The following is a 24,269-nucleotide window of genomic DNA, read 5'->3' as shown; positions in this document are numbered from 1 at the left end:
ATGAAAGAGCTATTGAAAAACAATTGGTTGCGCTTGATCTTGGTTTTGGTGGTGGGAATTCTCATCGGCAAATTCATCATCCCGTCATCTCATCAAGAAACCGACACATCGGCAAATCAAGAAGTCAATCAACCAGAGCATCAGATATGGACGTGCTCCATGCATCCGCAGATAAGACAGGACGGACCAGGTAAGTGTCCGATCTGTGGAATGGACCTCATTCCATTGAAGAATTTGGAGAGCAAGGAAGACGTGTTGCCTGATGAAGTTCCGATGTCTGAATCGGCCATGAAACTGGCGGAGATACAGACCATGACGGTGAAGAAGGAAGATCCCGTAAAGGAGATCCGTCTGCTCGGAAAAGTAAAACCCGATGAACGGTTGAAACTCTCGCAAACGATCCATATTCCAGGGCGTATCGAAAAGTTGTATGTGAATTTTACGGGGGAAAAAGTGGAAAAAGGACAGCGGTTGGCGTCCATCTATTCGCCTGAGCTGGTCACCGCACAGAAGGAACTTTTTGAGGTATTGAAAGACAAGGCCACGAACCCTGAGTTTGTGAATGCCGCGCGGTATAAACTGCGCCAATGGAAGTTGACCGATGAGCAGATCGCGGAACTCGAACGGACCAAAGAAATAGAAACGGACTTCGATGTACTGTCAGATTATTCTGGTTATGTAATGCAGTTGAACGCCATTGAAGGTGAGCATGTGCATGAAGGACAGCAGTTGTTCCAAATTGTGGATCTGAGCACTGTTTGGGTGCTGTTTGAAGCATACGAAAGCGACCTGCCGTGGATCAAGGTCGGAGACCGCATTGATATTGAGGTGTCATCGGTGCCTGGACACACCTACAAGGGAAACGTCACTTTCATCGACCCGTTCATCGACCCTCAAACACGCGTTGCCTATGTGCGTGTGGAGCTTTCCAATCCGAAAACCGTACTGAAGCCCGATATGTTTGCCAACGGTATCATCACTTCCAAACTCAATGTTTCCAAGGCCGAGCTGTTGGTGCCAAAGTCTGCCGTTCTCTGGACGGGCAAACGGGCTGTGGTGTATGTGAAAGTGCCGAATCGGGAACACAACACGTTCATCTACCGTGAGATTATTCTTGGTGAGGACGCAGGCGATTTCTATGTGGTGAAAGACGGGTTGGAAGAAGGGGAGGAAATCGCGGTGAACGGGGTGTTCAAGATCGATGCGGCCGCGCAACTGGCTGGCAAGAAAAGCATGATGAATCCAACAGGTGGAAAAACATCCACGGGACACCATCATGGCGGTATGAAGATGGAAGGCATGGATATGCCTGAAGCGAAGAAAGACGCGGTGATTGACAAGGCCAAGGTTCCTGAAGTGTTCAAGCAACAGCTTGGAAAGGTGCTGATGGCCTATCTACCATTGAAAGACAAGCTGGCGGATGATGATGCCGACCTGAAAAATGAGGTCAGAAACTTGAATAAGGCCATCGCTTCAGTTGACATGAGCCTTCTTTTGGGAGATGCGCACAACGCTTGGATGAAGGATCTGAATTCCGTTACCAAAGACCTCAAACTGCTTGACGGCACACAGAACATTGAAGATGAACGGGCAGCGTTCGGTCGGATCAGCGAAACGCTGAAGGATGCTGTTTCCAAGTTCGGAGTGAAAATGGAGCCTGGGCATCCGATGTTCCTCGAGTTCTGCCCGATGGTCAATGACAACAAAGGCGGGTATTGGTTCAGTTCGGAAGAACAGATACGGAACCCCTACTTCGGTGCCAAAATGTTGAAGTGCGGCTCCGTAGAGGAAACCTATCAGTAAGCAATTGTCCCACAGAATGAATCAAGCAGAGAATTATACAATCAATAACAAATAGACCATGAGTTATTATTTCAGTAAAAAGGTGAATGTCGGCTTTGATGAAGCCATCGAAAACGTGACCGCTGCCCTAAAGGAAGAGGGTTTCGGTGTTTTGACAGACATTGATATGAAAGCCACGTTCAAAAAGAAACTGGATGTGGATTTCAGAAAGTACCGCATTCTCGGTGCATGCAACCCGAATTTCGCTTACAAAGCAGTTGGTGCAGAACCGAACATAGGGCTGATGTTGCCCTGCAACGTCATTGTGCAGGAACACGAGGACGGCTCCGTGGAAGTGGCTGCGGTAGACCCTGTGGCCTCCATGACAGCCGTTAAAAATGACAGCCTTGGCAGCATTGCCTCAGAAGTACAATCGCGTCTCAAAAAAGTCATCAATGACCTTTAGCGATATGCATTGGAAAAATGGAATAGCCACAGAAGCACAGAGAGACACAGAACTTATCTGGACATGATTTTTTCTGTGAAAACCTCTGTGAAAATCTGTGTCTCTGTGGCCTAAAAATATTTGGCAAAAGAATTATTGACCCTAAACATGAAAAACAGCATAATGAAAACAGTCAAAGTAGTTGTAATGAGCTTGACCATCGGTGCATTCATCGGTTGCGGTGGAGGTCACCACGATGGAGAACATCATCATGAAATGAACAGCGATACAACCAATCAAGTACAACATGCCGAGGCCAAGTATCAGTGCCCGATGGACTGTGAGGACGGAAAAACATACGAGCAGCCTGGTAAATGCCCCGTTTGTGAAATGGAACTGACCAAAGTGGAGGAATAAGCCGGGATGGATAGCATAACACAGGCCGCCTTGGGAGTCGCAATTGGGGAGGCCGTTCTTGGTAATAAGATCGGGAACAAAGGCACTTTTCCTTGAGTTTGTAAGACAATGAACCGTTGACGCGGGGGCATAAAATTCAACCTACCACTTCAATCTCACGTTTAGGGCTGAAATCGGTAAAATCCCGAACAGGAAACATATTTCCGTATGCCATTTCCGGTCTTTTCACCTTCAACATGACCCCGGGTTGAGTTCAACTTTTCATGTTCCGAGATCAACCTACGGCACCCCGATCTGGGCCGGGGGGGCTGGTCAGGGCTGACACAGTTCGTTGAACGGATCCTATAGAATAGGATCCTGAGCTTACGGATTTGCGTCCCACAGTTGTAGGATGCCAATTCGGGACAAAGAATTGCTACCCAACAGTTGTAGGATAGGATTCTGAGCTTATGGATTCGTGCCCCACAGTTGTAGGATGCCAATTCGGAGCAAAGGATTGCTACCCAACAGTTGTAGGATAGGAATCCGGACTAACAGATTCGTGTCCCACAGTTGTAGGATGCCAATTTGGAGCAAAGGATTGCCACCGAACAGTTGTAGGATAGGAATCCGGACTAACGGATTCACGTCCCACAGTTGTAGGATGCCAATCCGAGCCTCCGGATTTCGACTACACTTAGTTGAAACTGTGGTCGGCACCGAGCACTGCGCTGCTATGTTTTGGCGATGCCAATTACCTTTGCTCGATGGACAAACTCTCGCGGAAAGATTTTCTCAAACGTTCGCTGATGGCATCTGCTGCGCTGCCGTTTGTCCCTTCCCTGAGCGGATGCGAGGCAAAACCGCTGGTCGTTCCCGAAGGAGATGATCTTATAGGTGATGAAGATTTTTGGAGTGAGGTTCGGCAGCATTATCTGTTGGATGAGAAGGTGATCAACCTCAACAACGGTTCGGTGGGGCCGCAACCGCTGTCGGTGCAGGATTCGCACATCGATATGTACCGTCTCAGCAATAAGGCACCTGCGCACTACATGTGGCACGAACTGAACGACAAGCGAGAGCCGCTTCGCGAAGCATTGGCCAACCTGATGGATGCGGAATCGGAGGAAGTGGCCATCAACCGAAACACGACCGAAGGGTTGAACACGGTCATCTTCGGCCTGAACCTGAGAGAAGGCGATGAGGTGGTGGTGTCCGATTTCGATTATCCGTTCATGCTCAATGCGTGGCGACAGCGCCAAATGCGTGATGGAATCATTCTGAAAGAAGTCAAACTTCCATTACCGATTGAAGATGTGAGTCTTGCAGTGGAACTTTATGAAAAGGCCATCACACCTAAAACCAAAGTGGTTCATATTACGCATGTGATCAATTGGACGGGGCAGGTAATGCCTGTGAAGGAGATCACGGCAATGGCCAAGGCCAAGGGCTGCGAAGTGGTGGTGGATTCCGCGCATGCCTTGGCGCATGTTCCGCTATCGTTCAAAGAAATTGGTTGCGATTATTTGGCCACTTCGCTGCACAAATGGCTTGGGGCTCCGTTCGGTACGGGTGCTTTGGTTGTCAAAAAGGAGAAGAAGGCCGCACTATGGCCGCTCATGTCGCCCTACGAACCTCAGAGCGATGACATCAGGAAGTTTGAGTTTCTCGGAACGCGTTCCATTCCTGCCGAGATGGCGGCTTTGGATGCCATTGCTTTTCACCAGAAGCTGGGCGCGGAGAACGTGCATAAGCGGTTGCATTTCATCAAGAATTACTGGGCGGAGCGGGTGAAAGACCTTGAGGGCTTGACGCTTCATACTTCGCTGAAACCTGAATTCGGTGGAGCCATGGCCACCATCTCCATCGATGGTCTCACAGCTGGTGACATCGCCACAGCGCTACGAAAAAGCGCAAACTTCGATGTCGGTTTTATCGTTTGGAATGGGATGGACGCGGTGCGCATCAGTCCGCACATTTATACTTCTCTGGATGAATTGGACCGACTGGTCGTGTCCGTCAAGAAACTGGCAGGAAAATGATCGGTCGCATCATTCATTGGTTGTCAGAACATCGGTCGGTCAATCTCGCGTTGGTTGTCGGCTATGCCGTATTCATTGTATTTGCGCACGAGTGGTTCGTCAACCTGTCGGTGGAGGTGATGAACAGTCTTTCGCTACCCGTTTACAATAAGGTGGTGGCGAGTATTGCGGTTGTTGCGTTGCTGTTCGTGGTCTATCTGATGTATCGCGGCTTTAGGCAGCGCACGGCTATCGACAAGGTCGGACTTGGCTTTCTCGCCCTCACGTTGGTGGGATTGGTCATTCATTTTTTCGTGCTGACGGAAATGAACATCGAATTCATTCACGCCATTGAGTTTGGTCTGCTGGCGATGCTGATTTATCCGTTGGTAGGAAGGTTTGGTGGTGCCATTGCCTTTTCGCTGCCAGTAATGTTGTTCGATGAATGGCATCAGTACCAAGTGTTGTTCGATTATGTGGAGTATTTTGAACTCAATGATGTGGTGCTTGACCTGTTGGGTGCAGGATTGTTCGTTTCATTGTTGAAAATGTTCAACCAAGGGGTGAACTCTGCCTCAACTGCATTCTTCCAACGCGCGGAGGTTTACCTGCTGTTGGTTTTGATCATCGGTGTCGTTGCAGCTATGATGTTCGGATGGGTCGTCCCCTACGAGGAAACAGCGTCAGAAAATACATGGCTGGTGCTGAATGCCATCAAAGAGCCTCACGGATTTTGGCGCGTGCATCCGCTTATCGGTTCCACGTATCATGTGTTGGAACCGATCTCTGGACTGATCGCAGTCTTCGCGATCGGTACGATCTACTTGTTCATGGATTCCAGCAAACCCGCGAAGTAGGCGGGAGCGTATTTGAGCCGACTTCCGTACCAACTGAACATTTCTCCATCTACCAGTTTGATGGTAGCTTGAGGAAGCAAGGTCTGCAATTCGTGAATATGCTTCTCCCTGAACGGAAATGGCTCGGAGGAAAGCAAGACCATTTCGGGATTCAGTTCAATGATATCCTTTTCGGTAAGTTGTGGATAGCGGGTTTTGCCAACCACATTTTCGAAACCGCAGCGTTGCAGCATATCGTTAATGAAGGTGCCCGAACCTGCCGCCATGTAAGGTTTGTTCCAAATGAGATAGAGAACCCTTTTCGGTGGGTTCAGCGGTTTCAGTTTGGAGAAACCGTGGTTGATTTCATTGATAAGGTTTGATGAATCCGTGTCTGTGATCGCTTCAACGGACGCGATCATCTCCAATGCTGAGCTCAGGTCATTTACATCACTTACCCAGACAGGGTAATCCGTTTCAAGCCTCTCAATATCCTCTCGGTTATTCTCTTCTTTATTGGCGATGATGAGGTCGGGATGCAGTTCACGTATCGCCTCCAAATGCAGCCGCTTGGTGCCGCCAACGCGTGTTTTGGTTCGGAACCATTCTTCTGGATGCACACAGAATTTAGTGATGCCGACCACGCGTTCGCCCAAACCAAGGTCGAACAGCAGTTCAGTTTGGCTTGGAACCAACGAAATGATTCGCTGAGGGAATTTTGGAATGCGAACAGTTCGACCGAGTTGATCCGTTACGGTTCGGTATTCCATCAATCGGCAATTGCCTTGATGATGTCGTGCTTGGTGAGAATACGGTACGTACCAGAACCATCCTTGTAAAGTACGGCAGGCGTTTCCTTATCGAACACTTCCGCGATCTCGGTCACGCTTTTGCCGCCATCCACTTCGGGGAAAGGCTTCTGCATGATGTCGCGCACATGGCAGTTGCGGTCTTCGGGTTTGTTGAACAGATGACTGAACAGCTTTCCTTCCGTCACCGAACCAACAGGCTTACCGTCCTCGAACACGGGAACCTGTGAAATGCCGTTCTCGGTGAGCAATTTCACTACATCGCCAACGGAATCGCTGGCCTGCACGGACATCAGTTCGGGCTGCTTGGCGCCATGCACTTCCACCACGCTGATGCGGCCTTTGTCCAAGAAACCACGGTCGCGCATCCAGTCGTCATTGAAGATCTTGCCCACGTAGCGTGTTCCATGGTCGTGAAAGATGACCACCACCACGTCTTCAGGCTTCAGTTTGTCTTTCAATTGTAGCAATCCCTGAACCGCGCACCCAGCGCTGTTTCCCACCAACAGGCCTTCTTTCTTGGCCAATTCGCGGGTCATGAGCATACCGTCCTTATCAGTCACTTTCTCAAAAAGGTCGATCACGCTGAAGTCAACACATTTGGGGATGATGTCTTCACCGATACCCTCGGTGATGTAGGAGTAGATCTCACTGTCCACGATCTTGCCCGTTTCATGATAGGCTTTGAGTGCAGAGCCGTACGTGTCAATCCCCCAAACCTGAATGTTCGGATTCTTTTCCTTCAGATATTTCCCCGTTCCGGAGATGGTGCCACCCGTACCGACCCCGACCACCAAATGTGTGATCTTTCCTTCGGTCTGTTCCCAAATTTCTGGTCCTGTTTGCAGGTAATTCGCTTTTGGATTGCTTGGGTTGTCGTATTGGTTCGGGTAGAACGAATTTGGAATCTCCTCATTCAGTCTTTTGGCCACAGAATAGTATGAACGCGGATCATCAGCCTCCACATTCGTGGGTGTTACAACAACTTCAGCGCCCATGGCGCGAAGGATGTCCATCTTCTCTTTACTCTGCTTGTCCGGCATGGTGCAGATCAGGCGATAGCCTTTTACAATGGCTGCCAATGCCAATCCCATTCCCGTGTTGCCCGAAGTTCCTTCAATGATGGTTCCGCCTGGTTTCAGTCGGCCATCCGCTTCCGCATCCTCGATCATCTGTAGCGCCATCCGATCTTTGATGGAATGTCCTGGGTTGAACGTCTCGACCTTGGCAAGAACTGTACATGGCAGGTCTTTTACGACTTTGTTCAGCTTGACCAATGGCGTATGGCCGATGGTCTCTAAAATGTTGTTGTAATACATGGCCGCAAAGGTAGAAACCTCGGTTGGCTGGCATTGATTCACCCCAGTTCTTTTTCAATCCGACCATAAAGCTTTTCAACAATCACGCAGTTCTTAAATCGTGTTAGATCGGTCTTTGTCCGCAAGCAAAAAGTGTAATTTAGCCCGACTTCAAAACGATGGCAACAGCAGAGGAAAAGGCACACAAGAAGCAGATATGGTCGAGCAATGTCACGGCCATGGTCAGTATCTCATTGGTGCTTTTCATGCTCGGGCTGCTCGGACTGGTCATTCTTTACGCTAACGCACTTTCGGGTTATGTGAAGGAGAACATCGGGTTTACCATTTATATGAAGGATGACGCCAAGGAGGTGGATATTCTCCAGTTGCAGAAGTTCTTGGACGCTTCCGATTTCGTGCGGAGCACCAACTATATTTCTAAGGATGAAGCGGCCGAACAGCTGAAGGAAATGTTAGGGGAGGACTTCATCGGTTTTATGGGTTACAATCCGCTGAAACGGTCGATTGATGTGAAGATCAAATCGGAGTTTGCAACCGAAGATGGAATCGTCAATATTCAGTCGGATCTGCTGAAGAATGAGATGATCTACGAGGTGGATTATCCTGTAGATCTTATCCGTGTCATCAATCGCAACGTGCGGAAGGCTGGAATTGTGATCCTTGTGTTCTGCGGATTGCTCTCACTTATCGCCATCAGTTTGGTGAACAACAACATTCGACTTTCGGTGTATTCCAAACGGTTTCTGATTAATTCAATGAAGCTGGTCGGAGCCACGCAATCGTTCATCCGTAAGCCATTTGTGGTAGAGGGTGTGGTGCGTGGATTGATCGGTGCGGTGGTGGCCAACGTGCTGCTGGCAGGTGTCATTTATCTGGCCAATCAGAACATTCCCGAACTCTTCGGTTTGGACAACGTGGAGATAGTGGCCACGCTTTTCGGAGCGGTGCTCGGCCTCGGACTCATCATTTCATTCTTAAGTACGACATTTGCCGTCAGGAAATACCTGCGGCTCAACGCAGATCAACTTTATTATTGAACATGGCAACGGACGGAAACAACGAGAAGCAATTCGCATTCGGCAAGGAGAATTACATCATCTGCATTGTAGGAATGCTCTGCATCGGAATCGGATTTATTCTGATGGCAGGTGGCGGCTCAGATGATCCGAATGTATTCAGCTATGAGATTTTCAATACTACGAGATTGACGGTTGCACCGTTGGTGGTTCTGCTCGGTTTCGCGCTGGAGATCGTTGGTATCATGTACCCTTCCAAGGCTTAAAATGGGTCTTTTGGAAGCCCTGATCCTGGGCATTATTCAAGGACTTACGGAGTTCCTTCCAGTAAGCAGTAGCGGGCATTTGGAGTTGGCCAAAGCACTGCTCGGAGACAACAGCGTTCCAGAGGAAAGTTTGCTTTTTACCGTGGTGGTTCATGCGGCCACAGCCCTGAGCACGGTGGTCGTTTTCAGGAAGGACATTCTCGAAATCCTCAAAGGGCTGTTCCAATTCAAGTGGAACGAAGAGACCGAGTTCTCGGTCAAGATCATTATCTCCATGATTCCTGCAGCAGTTATCGGGGTATTGTTCAATGACGAGATCGAGGCGCTATTCAATAAACAGATTCTGCTGGTCGGAGCCATGCTCATCATAACTGGACTGCTTCTGTTTTTGGCCGACCGCGCCAAACGCACCGAGAAGCATGTCGGTTTCGGTCATTCTTTGATTATCGGTATTTCGCAGGCCATTGCCATTCTGCCAGGTATCAGTCGTTCTGGCGCCACCATTTCCACTTCGGTGTTGTTGGGTATCGACAGGGAAAAAGCCGCGCGGTTCTCATTCCTGATGGTCGTCCCACTTATTCTGGGCAAGATGGCCAAGGATGTGATGGATGGCAACATTTCGTCCGAAACAACAAATGTGCTGCCGCTCATCGTTGGTTTTTTGGCCGCTTTCGTCTGCGGGTTGCTTGCTTGCACATGGATGATCGCGCTGGTGAAGAAAAGCCAGTTGCGCTACTTCTCATTCTATTGCTTCGCTGTCGGTTTTGGAGCCATTTTCATTACGCTTTTTCTCTAAGGTTTGACCGAAGGATTCGACTTCAAAAACGGAGAAGTATTACTGTTCGATAAGCCTTACGGTGATTCGTCCTTTTCGGTGGTGAACCGTGTTCGCGGCATCATCAAGCGCAAGCTTAAGGTCAAGAATATTAAGGTTGGCCATGCTGGAACACTTGATCCGCTGGCAACAGGATTGTTGGTCATTTGCACAGGCAAAATGACCAAGAACATCACCACCATTCAAGATGCGGAAAAGGAATACACGGGAACGATCACAATCGGTGCAACTACGCCATCGTTCGATCTGGAAACAGGGGTCGATCAAACATTCCCGATCGAACACATTACGGATGAAATGATCCGCTCCGCTGCCGCTGGTTTTGAAGGCGAATACGATCAAATGCCGCCCATTTTCTCCGCGAAACAAGTGGATGGCAAACGTGCCTATCATCTCGCCAGAAAGGGAAAGGAAGTGAAACTCGAACCCAAAAGGATCACCATCCGTGAGTTCGAAATAGTGAACATTGACAGAGAAGGTGGACTGAAAATCGATTTTCGGGTTTCCTGTTCCAAAGGCACGTACATCCGATCTTTGGCACATGATCTTGGTAAAGCCTTGAATTCAGGCGCGCATCTTTCCTCATTGCGTAGAACGCGCATTGGAGAATATGATGTAAATGATGCTATTACGGCCGATCAATTCCAGTTTCTGATACACGGAGACGAACAGTCTTAGGATTGCGGTAATATCCACGAACAGTTTTCTTAATTTCGCAGCCCCATAAAAATGGGCCCGTAAGCTCAAAACAAACACAATGAAACTATCACAATTTAAATTCGACATTCCTCAGGAACTTATTGCCTACCACCCAACGCCAGACCGCGAAGAGAGCCGCTTGATGGTTCTCAACCGCAAGGACGGAACCATCGAACACAAGCTTTTTAAAGATGTGCTCGATTATTTTGATGATGGCGATGCAATGATCCTGAACAACACACGTGTTTTCCCGGCACGTTTGATCGGCAAAAAAGAGAAAACAGAAGCGAAGATCGAGGTATTTCTACTTCGTGAGTTGAACCGCGAGAGCATCCTTTGGGATGTATTGGTGGATCCGGCCCGTAAGATCCGTATCGGAAACAAATTGTATTTCGGAGATGATGACAGCCTTGTGGCGGAGGTCATCGACAACACCACTTCACGTGGCCGTACGCTGCGTTTCCTTTTTGATGGAACGCACGAAGAGTTCAAGAAGACCATCTTCGATATGGGCGAAACGCCACTTCCAAAGTACATTAAGCGTGAGGCTGAGCCAGAGGATGAAGAGCGTTATCAGACCGTTTTCGCCAAGCACGAAGGTGCTGTTGCAGCCCCAACGGCAGGACTTCACTTCAGTAAGCAATTGCTGAAGCGTTTGGAATTGAAAGGCGTGAACTTCGCGGAGGTAACACTTCACGTTGGTCTTGGAACATTCCGCTCGGTGGAGGTGGAAGACCTCACCAAGCACAAAATGGACAGCGAGCAGCTGATCATCACACAGGAAGCATGTGATATTGTGAATGCTGCCAAGGATGCCAAGAAAAAGGTGTGTGCGGTTGGAACAACCACAGTTCGTGCTTCGGAAACCTCGGTAAGCACAACAGGACACATGAAGCCGTTTGAGGGTTGGACCAACAAGTTCATCTTTCCTCCGTACGATTTCCAAGTTCCTAACTGCATGATCACCAATTTCCACATGCCACAGTCAACGCTGTTGATGATGGTAGCGGCATTTGCCGGTTACGACTTCATGCGCGAGGCATACGATCAGGCCGTAAAAGAGAAATACCGTTTCTACTCTTACGGAGATGCAATGCTGATTCTGTAAGCAGCACAGAAAGTTTAATTTCGATCCCGAACCGATAAAATGGTTCGGGATTTTTTTTGATGGAAAGAACCATGATCATCGTGGCGGGTGGCAGCGGAACCCGCATGGGAGCCGAGCTTCCCAAGCAGTTCATAGAACTGGATGGATTGCCCATTCTGATGCACACGCTTCAGCATTTGTATGCTATGGATGCAGACATGCAATTGGTTCTTGTATTGCCCGAAGACCAAATGGATTTTTGGGAGCAACTATGCTACAAGCATGGTTGGCGTGTGCCGCATCTGTTGGCAAATGGCGGTGCTACCAGATTTCTATCTGTAAAAAGTGGATTGGCGTTGTCTGAAGGAAAATTGGTGGGTGTGCATGATGGCGTACGTCCGTTTGTTTCTGAAGAAGTGGTGGAAGCCTGTTTCGCGGAAGCTGAAAAAACCGGTGCAGCCATTCCAGTAGTGCCGATCGTGCAAAGTCTCAGAAAATTGGAGGGAAATGGAAGTGTGGCGGTGGATAGAAACAGCTACCGTGCCGTGCAAACCCCGCAATGCTTCCAAACGGAACTACTGAAAAAAGCGTTTGCGCGGGCAGACCGTACAGACTATTCGGATGATGCCACCGTTGTGGAGGCAAGTGGTCATCAGATTGCGATGGTCGAAGGGAACAGCGAGAACATCAAGATCACATCGCCCATCGACCTCGAATTGGCGCAATTGATCATTGCGAGACGAAAAAAGTGACATGGAATTAACAAATTTGTGTTGATAGAAGACGGCTTCGTTGCTAACCTTTGGGGGCGGGGATGAGTATAATTGTGAGGAATCGAATCGGGTAGCTGAATGTTTCACCAACTTTTTCTGAGAAAATTGAAGTCATTTGGACTGTTGATCAGTCCAGTATTGTTGTTTTTGACCTTGCTCTTTTCCGAGCCGACCGCGCTTTTCGGATGGCAAAATCCAAGTGACCCAAACGATCCCAATAAGGAAGAGGTATCGGTAAAGCAGTTCAATTACATCAATATTGACATTGATTCGACCTTGGCGTATGAACCAGGTCTGATTCGTGCTGGCCTTATTTACGACTATACCGAGAACAGACTGGTTTGGGAGAAGAACCTCGAAGAGCAGTTCCCAATTGCATCGCTTACCAAAATGATGGTGGCATTGATCACCATGGAGCAGATCAAAGCGGGGAATGTTTCAATGCAAGACATAGTTACCATCAGCAAAAATGCAACATGGGTCGGAGGATCAAAGGTCTACGTAAAGGCTGGTCAGCAGCTTTCGGTTCTTGATCTGTTGCAAGCCGCCATGATCCGTTCTGGCAACGATGCTGCCTATGCGTTGGCCGAACATATCGGTGGCACCGAAGAGAAATTCGTGATGCTCATGAACAAGAAGGCCGAAGATCTGGGCATGGACAACACGTGCTACTCTAATTCTACCGGAATGCCTGAGCGTGCAAAGGATGTGGAAGACAATCAATCCACCGCAGGTGATCTTCTTTTGTTGGCCCGCGAACTTGTGAAGTATGATGATATTCTGGACATGACCTCGCGCAGCACCGAGAAAATTCAGAATGCGAACGGGCTTTACACCTACAGCAACCGTAACACGTTGGTTGAGAAATATGAGGAGATCGATGGACTGAAAACGGGTTTCACCAATGCGGCCAAATACTGCATTGTGGCTACGTCCAAGCGTTGCGACCACCGTGTGGTGACCATTCTCCTGGGCATGGAAACCAAGCGGTTGCGCTACAATGTGGCCGTCAACCTCTTCAATAATTACTATTCCAGCATTGGACTTGGAAAACTTGGCGAGGATATTGAGGAAACGGCCAGCGCAAACTAAGTTTACAGTCTAAAACCATTTGACATGAGAATCATTGCCCTGATGCTATTGGCATCACTACCCTTTAGCCTAATGGCTCAGAAAAAAGCCGAATTGAGTTGGCCAGCCATGAGTTTGGATCCGAAGACCAATCTGATCACATACACCGAAGTACCCGAAGTTGCAGGAGTTTCTGCGCAGGACCTGTACGACCGCGCCATGAAATGGGGAGGCGAATACTTCAAGAATTTTGCGGAGAAGGTGCGCAAACAGGACAAAGAGAATGGCGTGCTGGAGATTTTTAACCGTATTCCTTTTTATGCTTACGACAACAAGGGAAACAAGACCACGAGCCGTCAAGGTCTTGCGCAGTACACCATCACCATTCAGTTCAAGGATGGTCGGTATAAGTACACGGTTACCGATCTGAATCTAAAGGCCAGCAGCTATCAGCCATTGGAACCATGGCTTGACAGAGATGATGTTGATGCCGCGAATCACTCACATTACCTGACAGACATTGATGAGGACATCCGAGCAACCATTGCCAGTATGAAAGAAGGATTGTCCAAAGCACCTGAGAAATCCTCAGACGATTGGTGATTCAAAAGATGCGCTGAACGCTGGAATCGGCAAGGCTTTCCGTTTGCAGATTCACATTTTTCAGCCAAAGCACTCCAGGCAGTTTCCCTTTTTGGAAGCTGCCTATTTTTTTATCCATGTTCAACGCTTCAGCTCCGTTCATCGTGGCCATTTCCAATAAAATGGAAAGTGGAATTTGAGGGTGATTTTTCTGGATGAGTTTCAGTTCGTCCAGAATGGAAAGTTGATGATTGCTGGCGAGGCTGTCCGTGCCAACACAAACGGTTGCTCCCAAATCCAACCACATCGGAATATTCGGAATGCGGTTTTCAATGTAAAGATTGGCGTTGGCGCAGGTACACCAGAAAAGACGTTCGCGGAGTGCGTGTGCCAATTCCATTTCTTCTTTCGTGGAACAGGTATTGTGAATGAGTAGTGCGTTCTGGTCCGTTGGAAGTTGTGGTAGCGCAAAATCCAACGCACTTCGTTTCTGGGGGTTGAAATCTGTGAAATCCACACCGAAACCTTTGAATGTTTCCACCAACTCACCTGTTCCCGAAACAAACATCTCATCCTCGCTTTCCGTCTCTTGGTTGTGCATGCTTATCGGCCCACCAAAACGCGTCTGTTGTGCAGCAATGCCACCGAACAATTCCTCACTTACCGAATAAGGCGCATGCGGAACGATGGTCGCATTCAAATTGGCATTCTGATATGCTTCGGCCACTTGGATTCCAGTTTCCAGAACGGCTGGTGCTTTGGCGGGGTCGAATGAGAAAACCTCAACGAACGAATGGTAATCGATACGGCTGTTGAGTTTGGTTTCCAATGTGTCGGCCGTGTTGCAGATGTCGCCTACGGCTTGGATTCCGTTCTCCCACATTTCGGCATCGGCTTCCGCGATCTTCTCCAATTTCTCATGGCCATTCTCCTCACGTCTGCTCACAATTTCGGTGATGAACTTTGGAAGCCCAGTTTTCTCGGCCACCACGCCTTTCATGTGCGAAAGCTCCAAATGGCAATGCGCGTTCACAAAACCAGGACAGAGAATGCCTTTAAACCGCTCAATTCTGCTTGGTTCGGGCGCATTCTGATCGTCTGGCAACAGCAGATCCATAATAGTTCCGTTGGCGCTCACGGCCAGAATTCCGTTCGGTATCGGGTTGGTGTGGATCGGAAAGATGAGGTCGGCAGAAAGGAATCGCATGGTTAGCCCGTATCTTTGCGCCATGACCGAAAAACGGGACATACGCGCGTTGTCTGACGCTGAAATTACAGCATTTTTAATCGAGAATGGCGAGAAGGCTTTCCGCGCCAAGCAAGTGAATGAATGGCTTTGGAAAAAGGCTGCCCACTCGTTCGATGAGATGACGAATCTCTCTAAACCTACTCGCGATCTGCTGGAAGCGAACTTCACGATCAACGCAGTAGAAGTTGATGAGAAACAGGTCAGTTCAGATAGAACGATCAAGAGTTCGTTCAAAACAGCTGATGGAAAATTCGTGGAAGGCGTACTGATCCCAACAGCAAGCCGAATGACCGCTTGTATTTCATCTCAGGTTGGTTGTAGTCTGAGCTGTAAGTTCTGCGCAACGGGTCGTTTGGATCGGTTGCGCAACCTGAATGCGGATGAGATCTTCGATCAGGTCGTTCACATATCGCGCCAGAGCGAAGAACATTACGGCATTCCGTTGAGCAATATCGTTTACATGGGAATGGGCGAGCCGCTGCTCAATTACCGAAATGTGATCGATAGCGTTGAACGCATCACGTCACCGAATGGCTTGGGAATGTCGCCCAAACGCATCACGGTTTCCACGGCTGGCATTGCCAAGATGATACGAAAGCTGGGAGATGAAAAAGTGAAGTTCAACTTGGCACTTTCGCTGCATGCGGCCAATGAGGAGAAGCGGAATTACATCATGCCGATCAACGAGACCAACAACCTCGAAGCATTGGCCGAAGCCATGCGTTATTTCTACGACCAAACGGGAACGCGACCAACGTTGGAGTACATCATCTTCAAGGATTTCAACGACAGTTTGGAAGATGCGCGCGAACTGGCCGAGTTCTGTAAGAACTTCCCGACCAAGATCAACATCATCGAATACAATCCGATAGATGGTGGCGAATTCCAAAAAGCGAGTGAGGAACGCATCGAGGCTTTCAAGCAGTTTTTGGAAGACCGAAACCTGATCGTGAACGTGCGCAGAAGCCGCGGAAAAGATATTGATGCGGCCTGCGGACAATTGGCCAACAAACTTTCCTTACCGAACGGCTAATACGTAAATTCGGGCCGTTGTCATCCCTCGATAAAATAAAGGCACCCATCCGTGTTGAGATGGAGGAGTTTGAAGGACGGTTCCGTTCTTCCATGCGTAGCGAGGTGGCGCTTCTCGACAAGATCACGCATTACATCGTAAAGCGAAAGGGCAAGCAGATGCGCCCGATGTTCGTTTTTCTGACTGCCAAAATGCTGGGCGACACGAACGATATGACCTATCGTGCTGCTACGCTGATCGAGTTGCTGCACACAGCAACGCTTGTGCACGATGATGTGGTGGATGATGCCAACAAGCGAAGAGGTTTTTTCAGCATCAATGCGCTTTGGAAGAACAAAGTTGCCGTGCTTGTGGGCGATTATCTTCTCAGTCGCGGACTGTTGCTTTCGGTAAAGCACAAGGATTATCGACTGTTGGAAATCACATCCAATTCGGTGCGAGAAATGAGCGAAGGTGAGTTGCTGCAGATGGAAAAAGCGCGGAAACTCGACATTACTGAGGAGGTCTATTTCAATATCATCCGGAAGAAGACCGCATCGCTTATCTCAAGTTGTTGTGCTTCGGGCGCGGCAAGTATTTCGGAAGATGATGCGGTGGTGGAAAAACTGCGTTTGTTCGGAGAAACAGTTGGTATTGCATTCCAGATCCGTGATGATCTGTTCGATTATGGTTCGGACGATTCCATCGGTAAACCAACGGGCATCGATATCAAAGAGAAGAAGATGACGCTGCCGCTGATCTATGCGCTCAACAATTCAGACCGTTCTGAGAAGCGTTTTATCATCAACACGGTCAAGAACCACAACACGGATGAAAAACGTGTGGCAGAAGTGATCGATCTGGTGCGGAAAAAAGGAGGTATCAGATACACCACCGAACGCATGAATGAGTACCGAGACAAGGCGATTGCTATGCTGGCTGAATTCCCCGACAATGCAGCCAAGGAATCACTCATTCAGATGGTCAATTTTGTGATCGATAGAACGAAGTAGAGACGCGGTTCATCGCGTCTCTACGAAAGCAACTGTCTTACCACAGATGAAATCGTCTTTCCGTCAGCCTTTCCTGCCAATTCTTTGGAAGCAGCGCCCATCACTTTTCCCATGTCCTGCGGACCAGCGGCACCCACCTTTTCAATAATGGCCTGTAGAATAGGCTTCAGCTCATCCTCTGAAAGTTGTTTCGGAAGATACTTTTCAATGATGGCAGCTTCTGCCAACTCGGCTTCTGCCAGATCTTCACGGCCTTGGGTCTTGTACAGCTCAGCACTTTCTTTTCGCTGCTTCACCTGCTTCTGTAGCATTTTAATTTCAGCTTCCTCCGTAGATTCTCCACCGCCTTTGTCTGTTGCCGCCAACAGCAACTGCGATTTGATAGCGCGCAAGGCAGTTAGCGTAGTGGTGTCTTTGGCCTTCATGGCCTCTTTCAGGTCGTTGTTTATTTGGTCTGTTAAACTCATGGTTCAATGTTTAAGCGGTTGCGAATTACAGATCCGCTACGCGGTACGAATATACGAACCTACTTGTCTGCAACATTCTGTGGAGCGATTGCCAGCATCCGTGTCCAATTCGAATATTCGTATTCATTCGTAATTCGTAACCTAAAAGCTACCAACAATCTTGGCAAGGGTTGGTTTGTCCATCACATGTTTTCCCTCGAAGGACCAAACCTTCAGTTTCATTCCCATCTTTTCGAATTCTGCCACGCGTTCTTCCACATTAATGTGCTCCAGAAACTGATCTTTGTTTCCGTAGGCGAAATGCATATTCAGCTTTTTGAAAACATCTTCATGTTCCGTTGCGTCCACATCGTGTGGGAACGAACCCGCCCATAGAATGAGTTCATTTGGCCGAATATTGTTGTTTGCCAACCATCGCACAGCGGTTGCAGTGCCTTGAGAGAAACCGAGAACGATCAGTCGTTGGTTCATGTTTTTCACGTCAACGCCACAGTCTTTCAGCACTGCATTGATGTAATTCGATTGGTCTTTGATCTCCAACTCGCGGTCCTGCTTGGTCATCCAACTGGCACCCACACGGCCTGTCAATCCTTCCACATAAAACTTGGAAAGACCCTCCAGCGCGATGATGAAATTCTCTGACGGATCAAGGTCTCTGAAATGCTTGATGAAATACTCGGCCGATTGCCCGTATCCGTGGAAAACAACCCAAACATTCTTTGTCATTTTCTGTACAGAATTCATCCTGAAATAGCGGGCAGTTCTGGGAACTTCGACAAACGACACTTTGGATTGTTCCATGTTAAATTTCATTGGTGGGGAGAAATTCCCGATTCGTCTAAAATTACGTGATACTCGTAGTGGAAAAAGTAACTTGAAACTTCAAAACCTGACCGAAAATCTTTCCATTGAGGTATCAAAAGTATGTGTTTGTATTGCTGTCCCTGCTGCTTTCGGGGAATCTGCTTCGGGCACAATGCCTGATGGTTCCAGGTGCGTTTCAAGAACAACTTTCTGCAGCAAACAATATCATCGAAGGAAAAGTTGTGGCGCAGCAGACGTTCATCGGGCAGGATGGCAATATCTACACTTCAAATAGCATTGATGTGTATCGTGTGCTGAAAGGAACTTCGGATATAACCATGAATGTGGTGACCGAAGGCGGGGTTTTCGGAGACCTGATGCAGGTGGTGACGCCAAGTGCTCAAATGCAGACAGGAGATTACGGCCTCTTGGTGTTGGAGGAAGATGCGCAGCGTTCGATATCAAGTATCACAACCGCATTTTACCCAATTGATGAACGAACAGGTTCTGTTTACGGCTTGAGCAATATTGCGGAACGCGAACTTTTGTATGATGCCGTGGCGCGCATCACAGGTTCAAATAGCATTCAGATGCTGCGTGTTCCAGATGGCATGCTACATCCTGCTTCTTCTGCCAACCGAAGCGCACCGATAGTTTCATCCATTTTCCCGTTGGAAGTAACCGCTGGTACGCAGACAGTTGTCACCATTACTGGCGAAGGGTTCGGTGCGGAGCAGGGAAACGGTTTCATTGCTTTCAAGAACGCAGATGATGGCGGACAGAGTTTTGTTGGTTTGCACAGCGGGCCGCATTATCTGAGTTGGACCGACACGCAGATTGAACTGTATGTTCCTTCTTCCACACTTTACAACTCAATTGTGGCAGGAACCGGAAACATCAAGGTCGTGACAGACGCTGGTGAGTCGACCGAAAGCACGCAGCAATTGACGGTCGATTACGCCAAAAGCGAAGTGATCTACTCAGACCAATTGAACAGTACCATGCTGGTAGGAATGCAGGATGGCGGTTATCGCTTCAACCTGAGTCAGCAGCTGGTCGATTTGGCAGGTGCGCAAATGGTGGAGAATTCTGTGATGAAATGGGCCTGTAATACTGGTGTCAATTTTACGGTGGATGAAGAGCGTGTTTCACTTGCCGATTGGAGCCACGATGGAGTCAACCTGATCGGACTCTCAAACCCTGGACAGATTCCTTCCTACCTGTTGGGAAAGACGATCACCACGTTTTCCGGATGTGGTACGCCTGCTGGAATTCAATGGAACCTCATCGAGATCGATATCCTCTTCAATCGCGACATCAATTGGTGGACGGGAGAAGGTCTGCCGATGCCGAACCATTATGATCTCGAAACATCCATCCTCCACGAATTGGGTCATGCACATTTGCTACAGCACAACAATGATCTCGAGTCGCCCATGTATTTCCAGCTCACAACCGGCTCCATGCGCAGAAACCTGTACGCCCCGTCCATTGATGGAGGAAATTATGTGAGCTATCAGAGTGCGCAAGCAGGCACAACATGCAGCGAAGAACTACATCAGCTCTATGATTTCAATCAATGTGACCTGAGCGTAATAAATGGGGTTGAAGATGCAGTTGAAAAGCCGCTATCTGTCTATCCGAATCCATTCAAAGACCAGTTCACCGTTTCAGGAAATTGGAATACAGGAACGACTTACACGGTTATTGATGCTACTGGCCGTTTGGTTCTACAAGGCGTATTGAATGGGACGCAAGAGGTGCTTGATGCAAGCGATCTTGATGCTGGCATTTACATGATGTATATCGGAAACGGTGCAGAACGCCAAACCGTGAGGTTGCTCAAAAACTGATTCCTTTGCTGTATGAAAGCAGCAGTAGTAGGTTCCACAGGATTTATCGGATCGATTCTGATCGATCTACTCAAGGATGAAGATTCGTTCGAAAGGGTTGATGTGGTTACTCGTAGGCCGCTTGACCTCCCCGAAAAGTTCAACGTTTTGGTAAATGACGACATCGCGAAGCAAAGTTTTGAGCAGTTGGATGTTGCCTTTTGTGCCCTGGGAACTACCATAAAAACGGCAGGTTCACAAGAGGCTTTCTACCATGTAGACCACGATCTGGTGATTGCTTTTGCCAAAAATGCCAAAGCCGCTGGAGCCGAAATGTTTGTGCTGGTTTCTTCTGTTGGAGCTACTCCAAATACTTCTAATTTCTATTTAAGAGTAAAAGGAGAAACAGAACGCGATCTCGAATCCATCGGGTTTCATTCACTTGTCATTCTCCGACCTTCTATGTTGATGGGAGAGCGAAAGGAATTCCGATTTGGTGAACTTATAGGCAAGGGTGTAATGAATGTCATCAACCCGTTGATGATCGGTAGTTTGGCCAAGTACCGCGGCATACAAGGAAAAACCGTTGCCAAGGCGATGCTTAGACTTGGTACGGAGTCAGTTGCTGGAGTTCACGTACTTGAGGGTGCGGAATTGTATGCTTTTGGATAGAAAAATCGGGTTTCAGCTTTTGGCCAAAACCCGATCTGTGGTTCAACGTTTCAATAGAGGATTTATCTTCTAACCGTACCCGTCAACTCAAGGAGTTCTCTTGGTTTCCTGATAAGGATTCTTACTTGGTTCGGCAGTACCTGCAGGATGAACTGGTTGCACTTCGCTTGGAACATCTGGCTTCTTCACTGAATCATTCTGTTTCGGTTCAGAGCCTCTGTCCATCGGGAAGTTGGTTGGGTCTTCTGCACGGGCACTCGGATCATACTGTGGATCGCCAGGTTGAAAGACGGGATCAGCAGAGGTTTCATTTACAGAGAGGTCACGGGTTTTTGCTTTTATGCCTTCAGGAATGACCAGGTTGCTCATCAATTCTGGTGAAATCTTCTCGGATGCCTCGTTGGTTTTTGGTACGGTCAATTTTACAGCGGCAAACCAGTCAAAACTTAATGAACCATTTCCAGATTTCTTTATTCGGAATCCGTTAGTATTCTTTTCCACCACGGCAAATTCCACATTCATGCTATTCGGGGTTATCTGAACAGTTGGAATCTCTCCATTTTTCATTTGAGAAATAAATTCAGAATCATATTCTACCCAAAGAGTTTCACTACTCATGGTAGAACTGCCAAAGTCATTGATTTTGATTGTGCCATAACCCTTTTGCATAGCCTCAATTTGTTCCATGTTGTGTTTAACACCTACAATTCCAATCGAAGCCAGAGAGTAAAGGTCTATTCCACTAAACGCAGCATCCTGAAGATAATCTGGTGTTTCCTCCAAAATAAGTCCTAAGTGAAATTGGGGACGATATAGTCCCTCATTACCAGTTTCAAGGTTGTCCGTTTCATGTTTGTACTTATACAGACTTGGTTTTAGTTGCTTGAGGTCGTCAACTATATAACGTTCCAACGCAAGATTTTCTTCAAGAGGGTTGATGTTGCGTTTTGTGTCACGTCTTGATGTTCCGATAAAGTTATAACCGTAGAAATAACCCATGCCTACCTGTGGCCGTCCTACAAATCCCCACCCAGGGTTTCCTGAACGGAAATGAGGGTGTCCTGCATAATTCTCAATCCAGAAGTCCTGAGAGCTTCCAACATCAAAACGAACTCGGGTCTGGTCAAAATGAACAAGATCATTCTGATAATCGTAGATGGTATTCACTGTCATTGTATTGACGTTCCAAATACTATGGCCGTTCATGACAAGGTCTGTGTTGGTGTTCAAGTAGATATTGTTCCCACCATTTGGTTGATAGAAGTAAAGAGCACTGTTCCTCTGGTAGTAGATCACCCATCGGTTGTCAACATCGTTGTAAAGTCCAAACTCATTATCGTCAGCAGACATGAATGCATACCTTCCATTTATGTTATAACCTTCCCAGCTGTTTCTACCGCCACCATAGGTCCACATAGACCCATAGTCGCCATACCCGGTCTGACCATCTGCACCAACGCGGAGCATGATTTCATCATTATCTCTGAATTCTACATAAGCATTCAACTGCGTTCTGATGGTCCAGCGTCCTAATCTGTCAAGAAGACCGAAGCTGTCACCGTCATCGTGGTACAGATATCCTCGGTACGTGCCGGCCACATCGCCTATGATAATACCACGATTTGATCTTGAGAACCAGTAGTTCGCATCTATTCCGTAGAAATGGTTCCCATAGCTTTGGTTATAAAGCCCGGTCTGATTGTAGTTTCTGAACCACCCATCATACAGATAAAGGCCATTTCCATCAAGAACTGCTCTCTCACTATTGTTTCCCCTACCAAAACGAACGGTGTTTCCATCATAATAGTTTATGTAGGTGTCATGTCCTGAAGCCGCATCAAGATGTAAATTGCCATTAGTACTGGTAGCAGATGCTACAGTTGTATTGTCTATGTATCCATTGCGACCATCACCGCCAGTAAGCATATAGGCTCCCCAAGTTGGGTTAGGTCCGTGCAGGGATCCACCACGAATTCTTAATGCACTATTGGACGTACTGTTTGGATCCAGATAATATCCCGTGTCATTGGCATCATAGAAGAGCGGGGCCCTGAAACTATTCGAAGCCCATCCGATACCATTATTTGCATCCAGAATAACCCGTATACTGCCAGCAGCAGCTACATATAACCCCCAACCATTTACCCCGGCTGGAGTACCAAAGAAGTTTGAGTGGGAGTACCCTATGCCGTACATGTTGTTCAGCGCTGTTGCGGAAGGGTTGTAACTTGATCCGATTGTATAAATTGGGTTGGATTTGGCATCATTCGCCCCAACGTTATTGTAGCTTCCTTCCAGAAATCCAGTAGCATGATCATTCCGCTTTATTCCCGTAGTTGCAATGTGGTTGCCCAGATTGTCTCCCAATCCACTACCGTTCAGGTTTGCTATCGGGTAGAGGGTTCCGTTATTGTCCGTCATTACAATACGGTTTCCACCACCTGCGATGCTTGGTACCTGGATAGAAGCAGCACCCCAGCCAGCATTATATCCAAGTTGCATAACTCCTCCCCCTACTCTGATGTAGTCAACCCTTGAACCAGAATCATGGAAACCTATCGAAGAATAATCCAATGCAGAAAGCACCATTGTAGAACCTGAAGTTGACCAGTTGCCCGTGGTAGGGTTGTAATTGGCTGCTGTATTACCTAAACTGATTGCCCCGTCAACTCCACCGGGATCTGTAGAGTTTGTACCAACTCTTAACGCACCCCCACTAACGTACAATTTAGTGCTGGGAGAAGTTGTGCCGATGCCCACATTACCTGCTTCTGATATTGTGGTACTATAGCTGTTGGCCCCAACATAGAAATCAAGACCCGATCCATTTGTAAGCAAACGTGCGTTATTACCATTTTGAAGAGGGGAGAGCCAGATATAATCTGTGTTGTCATTGTTTTGAATTTGTAAGGCAGAGGTCCAAGAACCAGGGTATGAACCAAAGTTTATCTGACTCTGACCATCTGAAAGTATAGAAAGTGTTCTCGTGTTGGAGCTACTTCCATTTGTACCAAGAATTTGTCCACCAATCACATGAAGCTTGCTTTGAGGAGAATTTGTTCCGATACCCACGTTGCCTGACTGAGTTACCCTCATTCTCTCAGTTGCAGCGGCATTTCCATCAGTTGCATTTGCCTTTGTCAGGAACAGGAGGTGTCCCCCCTTGTCGCTGTTCCCATAGACGGTGGGTTCAGCAGCGATCGCGCGGATGACGGCACTGGCGTCCACAGAAGAGGGGTCGGTGTCCTCGGCATCGAAAAGGATCTCTCCGAGGGTCTCGTTG

At 48.0% G+C, this 24,269-nt stretch carries 23 protein-coding genes; 17 read left to right on the top strand and 6 right to left on the bottom strand.

Going from position 1 to position 24,269, the window contains the following annotated elements; translation table 11 throughout:
* The 5 genes from GC178_08360 (at position 1) to GC178_08340 (ending at position 5,501) form a co-directional block, all read left to right on the top strand.
* A complete protein-coding gene (locus tag GC178_08360; protein ID MBI1287580.1) occupies positions 1 to 1,803 on the top strand; it encodes an efflux RND transporter periplasmic adaptor subunit in 1,803 nt (600 codons plus the stop codon).
* 58 nt (positions 1,804 to 1,861) lie between these two features.
* Positions 1,862 to 2,248, top strand: a complete 387-nt coding sequence (locus GC178_08355) for a DUF302 domain-containing protein (protein ID MBI1287579.1) — start codon at positions 1,862 to 1,864, stop codon at positions 2,246 to 2,248.
* 162 nt (positions 2,249 to 2,410) lie between these two features.
* On the top strand, positions 2,411 to 2,644 hold the full coding sequence (locus tag GC178_08350) for a hypothetical protein (protein ID MBI1287578.1): 234 nt from the start codon (positions 2,411 to 2,413) through the stop codon (positions 2,642 to 2,644).
* A gap of 746 nt (positions 2,645 to 3,390) precedes the next feature.
* The gene (locus GC178_08345) at positions 3,391 to 4,665 is read left to right on the top strand and encodes an aminotransferase class V-fold PLP-dependent enzyme (protein ID MBI1287577.1); all 1,275 of its coding nucleotides are present in this window, start codon (positions 3,391 to 3,393) and stop codon (positions 4,663 to 4,665) included.
* Positions 4,662 to 5,501 carry a hypothetical protein gene (locus GC178_08340; protein MBI1287576.1) on the top strand — a complete coding sequence of 280 codons (840 nt, stop codon included), beginning with the start codon at positions 4,662 to 4,664 and terminating at the stop codon, positions 5,499 to 5,501. Before GC178_08345 ends, GC178_08340 begins: the two co-directional genes overlap by 4 nt.
* Here GC178_08340 and GC178_08335 read toward each other — a convergent pair.
* Together GC178_08335 and GC178_08330 are read right to left on the bottom strand one after the other, a co-directional pair.
* Positions 5,465 to 6,250 (bottom strand): ABC transporter substrate-binding protein, encoded by a 786-nt coding sequence (locus GC178_08335; protein MBI1287575.1) that lies wholly within the window; start codon positions 6,248 to 6,250, stop codon positions 5,465 to 5,467. The two genes, GC178_08340 and GC178_08335, sit on opposite strands and share 37 nt — an antisense overlap.
* Positions 6,250 to 7,608 carry a pyridoxal-phosphate dependent enzyme gene (locus tag GC178_08330; GenBank protein ID MBI1287574.1) on the bottom strand — a complete coding sequence of 453 codons (1,359 nt, stop codon included), beginning with the start codon at positions 7,606 to 7,608 and terminating at the stop codon, positions 6,250 to 6,252. The genes GC178_08335 and GC178_08330 overlap by 1 nt, the downstream gene beginning before the upstream one ends.
* A 158-nt stretch (positions 7,609 to 7,766) precedes the next feature.
* Between GC178_08330 and GC178_08325 the strand changes: the two genes are divergently transcribed.
* The 8 genes from GC178_08325 to GC178_08290 all read left to right on the top strand — a co-directional run bounded on the left by GC178_08325 (position 7,767) and on the right by GC178_08290 (position 13,958).
* Complete coding sequence (locus tag GC178_08325; GenBank protein MBI1287573.1) at positions 7,767 to 8,645, top strand: FtsX-like permease family protein; 879 nt, start codon at positions 7,767 to 7,769, stop codon at positions 8,643 to 8,645.
* Positions 8,646 to 8,647: 2 nt separating this feature from the next.
* Positions 8,648 to 8,890: a DUF3098 domain-containing protein gene (locus tag GC178_08320; protein ID MBI1287572.1), complete on the top strand. Its 243-nt coding sequence runs from the start codon at positions 8,648 to 8,650 to the stop codon at positions 8,888 to 8,890.
* Position 8,891: 1 nt separating this feature from the next.
* The gene (locus tag GC178_08315) at positions 8,892 to 9,686 is read left to right on the top strand and encodes a UDP-diphosphatase (GenBank protein MBI1287571.1); all 795 of its coding nucleotides are present in this window, start codon (positions 8,892 to 8,894) and stop codon (positions 9,684 to 9,686) included.
* A 3-nt stretch (positions 9,687 to 9,689) separates the two neighbouring features.
* The gene (truB, locus tag GC178_08310) at positions 9,690 to 10,403 is read left to right on the top strand and encodes a tRNA pseudouridine(55) synthase TruB (GenBank protein ID MBI1287570.1); all 714 of its coding nucleotides are present in this window, start codon (positions 9,690 to 9,692) and stop codon (positions 10,401 to 10,403) included.
* A 79-nt stretch (positions 10,404 to 10,482) separates the two neighbouring features.
* On the top strand, positions 10,483 to 11,532 hold the full coding sequence (queA, locus tag GC178_08305; protein ID MBI1287569.1) for a tRNA preQ1(34) S-adenosylmethionine ribosyltransferase-isomerase QueA: 1,050 nt from the start codon (positions 10,483 to 10,485) through the stop codon (positions 11,530 to 11,532).
* A 59-nt stretch (positions 11,533 to 11,591) separates the two neighbouring features.
* Entirely contained in the window at positions 11,592 to 12,263 is a 672-nt protein-coding gene (locus GC178_08300) for a 2-C-methyl-D-erythritol 4-phosphate cytidylyltransferase (GenBank protein ID MBI1287568.1), read from the top strand.
* Between the two features lie 99 nt (positions 12,264 to 12,362).
* Positions 12,363 to 13,376, top strand: a complete 1,014-nt coding sequence (locus tag GC178_08295) for a hypothetical protein (GenBank protein MBI1287567.1) — start codon at positions 12,363 to 12,365, stop codon at positions 13,374 to 13,376.
* 24 nt (positions 13,377 to 13,400) lie between these two features.
* Positions 13,401 to 13,958, top strand: a complete 558-nt coding sequence (locus GC178_08290; GenBank protein MBI1287566.1) for a DUF4468 domain-containing protein — start codon at positions 13,401 to 13,403, stop codon at positions 13,956 to 13,958.
* 1 nt (position 13,959) lies between these two features.
* Here GC178_08290 and GC178_08285 read toward each other — a convergent pair whose 3' ends face one another.
* Positions 13,960 to 15,186 (bottom strand): amidohydrolase family protein, encoded by a 1,227-nt coding sequence (locus GC178_08285; GenBank protein ID MBI1287565.1) that lies wholly within the window; start codon positions 15,184 to 15,186, stop codon positions 13,960 to 13,962.
* Here GC178_08285 and rlmN point away from each other — a divergent pair.
* Together rlmN and GC178_08275 are read left to right on the top strand one after the other, a co-directional pair.
* On the top strand, positions 15,167 to 16,219 hold the full coding sequence (rlmN, locus tag GC178_08280) for a 23S rRNA (adenine(2503)-C(2))-methyltransferase RlmN (GenBank protein ID MBI1287564.1): 1,053 nt from the start codon (positions 15,167 to 15,169) through the stop codon (positions 16,217 to 16,219). The two genes, GC178_08285 and rlmN, sit on opposite strands and share 20 nt — an antisense overlap.
* A gap of 59 nt (positions 16,220 to 16,278) precedes the next feature.
* Positions 16,279 to 17,211 carry a polyprenyl synthetase family protein gene (locus GC178_08275; GenBank protein MBI1287563.1) on the top strand — a complete coding sequence of 311 codons (933 nt, stop codon included), beginning with the start codon at positions 16,279 to 16,281 and terminating at the stop codon, positions 17,209 to 17,211.
* 20 nt (positions 17,212 to 17,231) lie between these two features.
* Here the strand turns inward: GC178_08275 and GC178_08270 are convergent, their stop codons facing one another.
* A complete protein-coding gene (locus GC178_08270; protein ID MBI1287562.1) occupies positions 17,232 to 17,678 on the bottom strand; it encodes a GatB/YqeY domain-containing protein in 447 nt (148 codons plus the stop codon).
* Between the two features lie 141 nt (positions 17,679 to 17,819).
* Positions 17,820 to 18,491: a phospholipase gene (locus GC178_08265; GenBank protein ID MBI1287561.1), complete on the bottom strand. Its 672-nt coding sequence runs from the start codon at positions 18,489 to 18,491 to the stop codon at positions 17,820 to 17,822.
* A 95-nt stretch (positions 18,492 to 18,586) separates the two neighbouring features.
* On the opposite strand from GC178_08265, the gene GC178_08260 reads away from it, so the two are divergent.
* Both GC178_08260 and GC178_08255 read left to right on the top strand, forming a co-directional pair.
* Positions 18,587 to 20,335, top strand: coding sequence for a T9SS type A sorting domain-containing protein (locus GC178_08260; GenBank protein ID MBI1287560.1), 1,749 nt, complete (start codon positions 18,587 to 18,589; stop codon positions 20,333 to 20,335).
* 12 nt (positions 20,336 to 20,347) lie between these two features.
* Positions 20,348 to 20,986, top strand: a complete 639-nt coding sequence (locus GC178_08255) for an NAD(P)H-binding protein (GenBank protein ID MBI1287559.1) — start codon at positions 20,348 to 20,350, stop codon at positions 20,984 to 20,986.
* Between the two features lie 87 nt (positions 20,987 to 21,073).
* On the opposite strand, the gene GC178_08250 is transcribed toward GC178_08255, so the two are convergent.
* Positions 21,074 to 24,214, bottom strand: coding sequence for a hypothetical protein (locus GC178_08250; GenBank protein MBI1287558.1), 3,141 nt, complete (start codon positions 24,212 to 24,214; stop codon positions 21,074 to 21,076).
* Positions 24,215 to 24,269 lie beyond the last annotated feature (55 nt).

Source organism: Flavobacteriales bacterium (assembly GCA_016124845.1).
Lineage (GTDB): Bacteria > Bacteroidota > Bacteroidia > UBA10329 > UBA10329 > UBA10329.
This window is presented reverse-complemented; position numbering and strand designations above follow the sequence as displayed.

What these genes read in the sequence shown, in the direction of transcription:
- rlmN (MBI1287564.1), top strand. Translation starts at nt 15,167, where the DNA reads ATGACCGAAAAACGGGACATACGCGCGTTGTCTGACGCTGAAATTACA.
- GC178_08300 (MBI1287568.1), top strand. Translation starts at nt 11,592, where the DNA reads ATGGAAAGAACCATGATCATCGTGGCGGGTGGCAGCGGAACCCGCATG.
- GC178_08275 (MBI1287563.1), top strand. Translation starts at nt 16,279, where the DNA reads ATGGAGGAGTTTGAAGGACGGTTCCGTTCTTCCATGCGTAGCGAGGTG.
- GC178_08340 (MBI1287576.1), top strand. Translation starts at nt 4,662, where the DNA reads ATGATCGGTCGCATCATTCATTGGTTGTCAGAACATCGGTCGGTCAAT.
- GC178_08295 (MBI1287567.1), top strand. Translation starts at nt 12,363, where the DNA reads ATGTTTCACCAACTTTTTCTGAGAAAATTGAAGTCATTTGGACTGTTG.
- GC178_08360 (MBI1287580.1), top strand. Translation starts at nt 1, where the DNA reads ATGAAAGAGCTATTGAAAAACAATTGGTTGCGCTTGATCTTGGTTTTG.
- GC178_08355 (MBI1287579.1), top strand. Translation starts at nt 1,862, where the DNA reads ATGAGTTATTATTTCAGTAAAAAGGTGAATGTCGGCTTTGATGAAGCC.
- GC178_08335 (MBI1287575.1), bottom strand. Translation starts at nt 6,250, where the DNA reads ATGGAATACCGAACCGTAACGGATCAACTCGGTCGAACTGTTCGCATT.
- GC178_08350 (MBI1287578.1), top strand. Translation starts at nt 2,411, where the DNA reads ATGAAAACAGTCAAAGTAGTTGTAATGAGCTTGACCATCGGTGCATTC.
- GC178_08315 (MBI1287571.1), top strand. Translation starts at nt 8,892, where the DNA reads ATGGGTCTTTTGGAAGCCCTGATCCTGGGCATTATTCAAGGACTTACG.
- GC178_08265 (MBI1287561.1), bottom strand. Translation starts at nt 18,491, where the DNA reads ATGAAATTTAACATGGAACAATCCAAAGTGTCGTTTGTCGAAGTTCCC.
- GC178_08320 (MBI1287572.1), top strand. Translation starts at nt 8,648, where the DNA reads ATGGCAACGGACGGAAACAACGAGAAGCAATTCGCATTCGGCAAGGAG.
- queA (MBI1287569.1), top strand. Translation starts at nt 10,483, where the DNA reads ATGAAACTATCACAATTTAAATTCGACATTCCTCAGGAACTTATTGCC.
- GC178_08330 (MBI1287574.1), bottom strand. Translation starts at nt 7,608, where the DNA reads ATGTATTACAACAACATTTTAGAGACCATCGGCCATACGCCATTGGTC.
- GC178_08290 (MBI1287566.1), top strand. Translation starts at nt 13,401, where the DNA reads ATGAGAATCATTGCCCTGATGCTATTGGCATCACTACCCTTTAGCCTA.
- GC178_08270 (MBI1287562.1), bottom strand. Translation starts at nt 17,678, where the DNA reads ATGAGTTTAACAGACCAAATAAACAACGACCTGAAAGAGGCCATGAAG.
- GC178_08345 (MBI1287577.1), top strand. Translation starts at nt 3,391, where the DNA reads ATGGACAAACTCTCGCGGAAAGATTTTCTCAAACGTTCGCTGATGGCA.
- GC178_08255 (MBI1287559.1), top strand. Translation starts at nt 20,348, where the DNA reads ATGAAAGCAGCAGTAGTAGGTTCCACAGGATTTATCGGATCGATTCTG.
- GC178_08325 (MBI1287573.1), top strand. Translation starts at nt 7,767, where the DNA reads ATGGCAACAGCAGAGGAAAAGGCACACAAGAAGCAGATATGGTCGAGC.
- GC178_08285 (MBI1287565.1), bottom strand. Translation starts at nt 15,186, where the DNA reads ATGTCCCGTTTTTCGGTCATGGCGCAAAGATACGGGCTAACCATGCGA.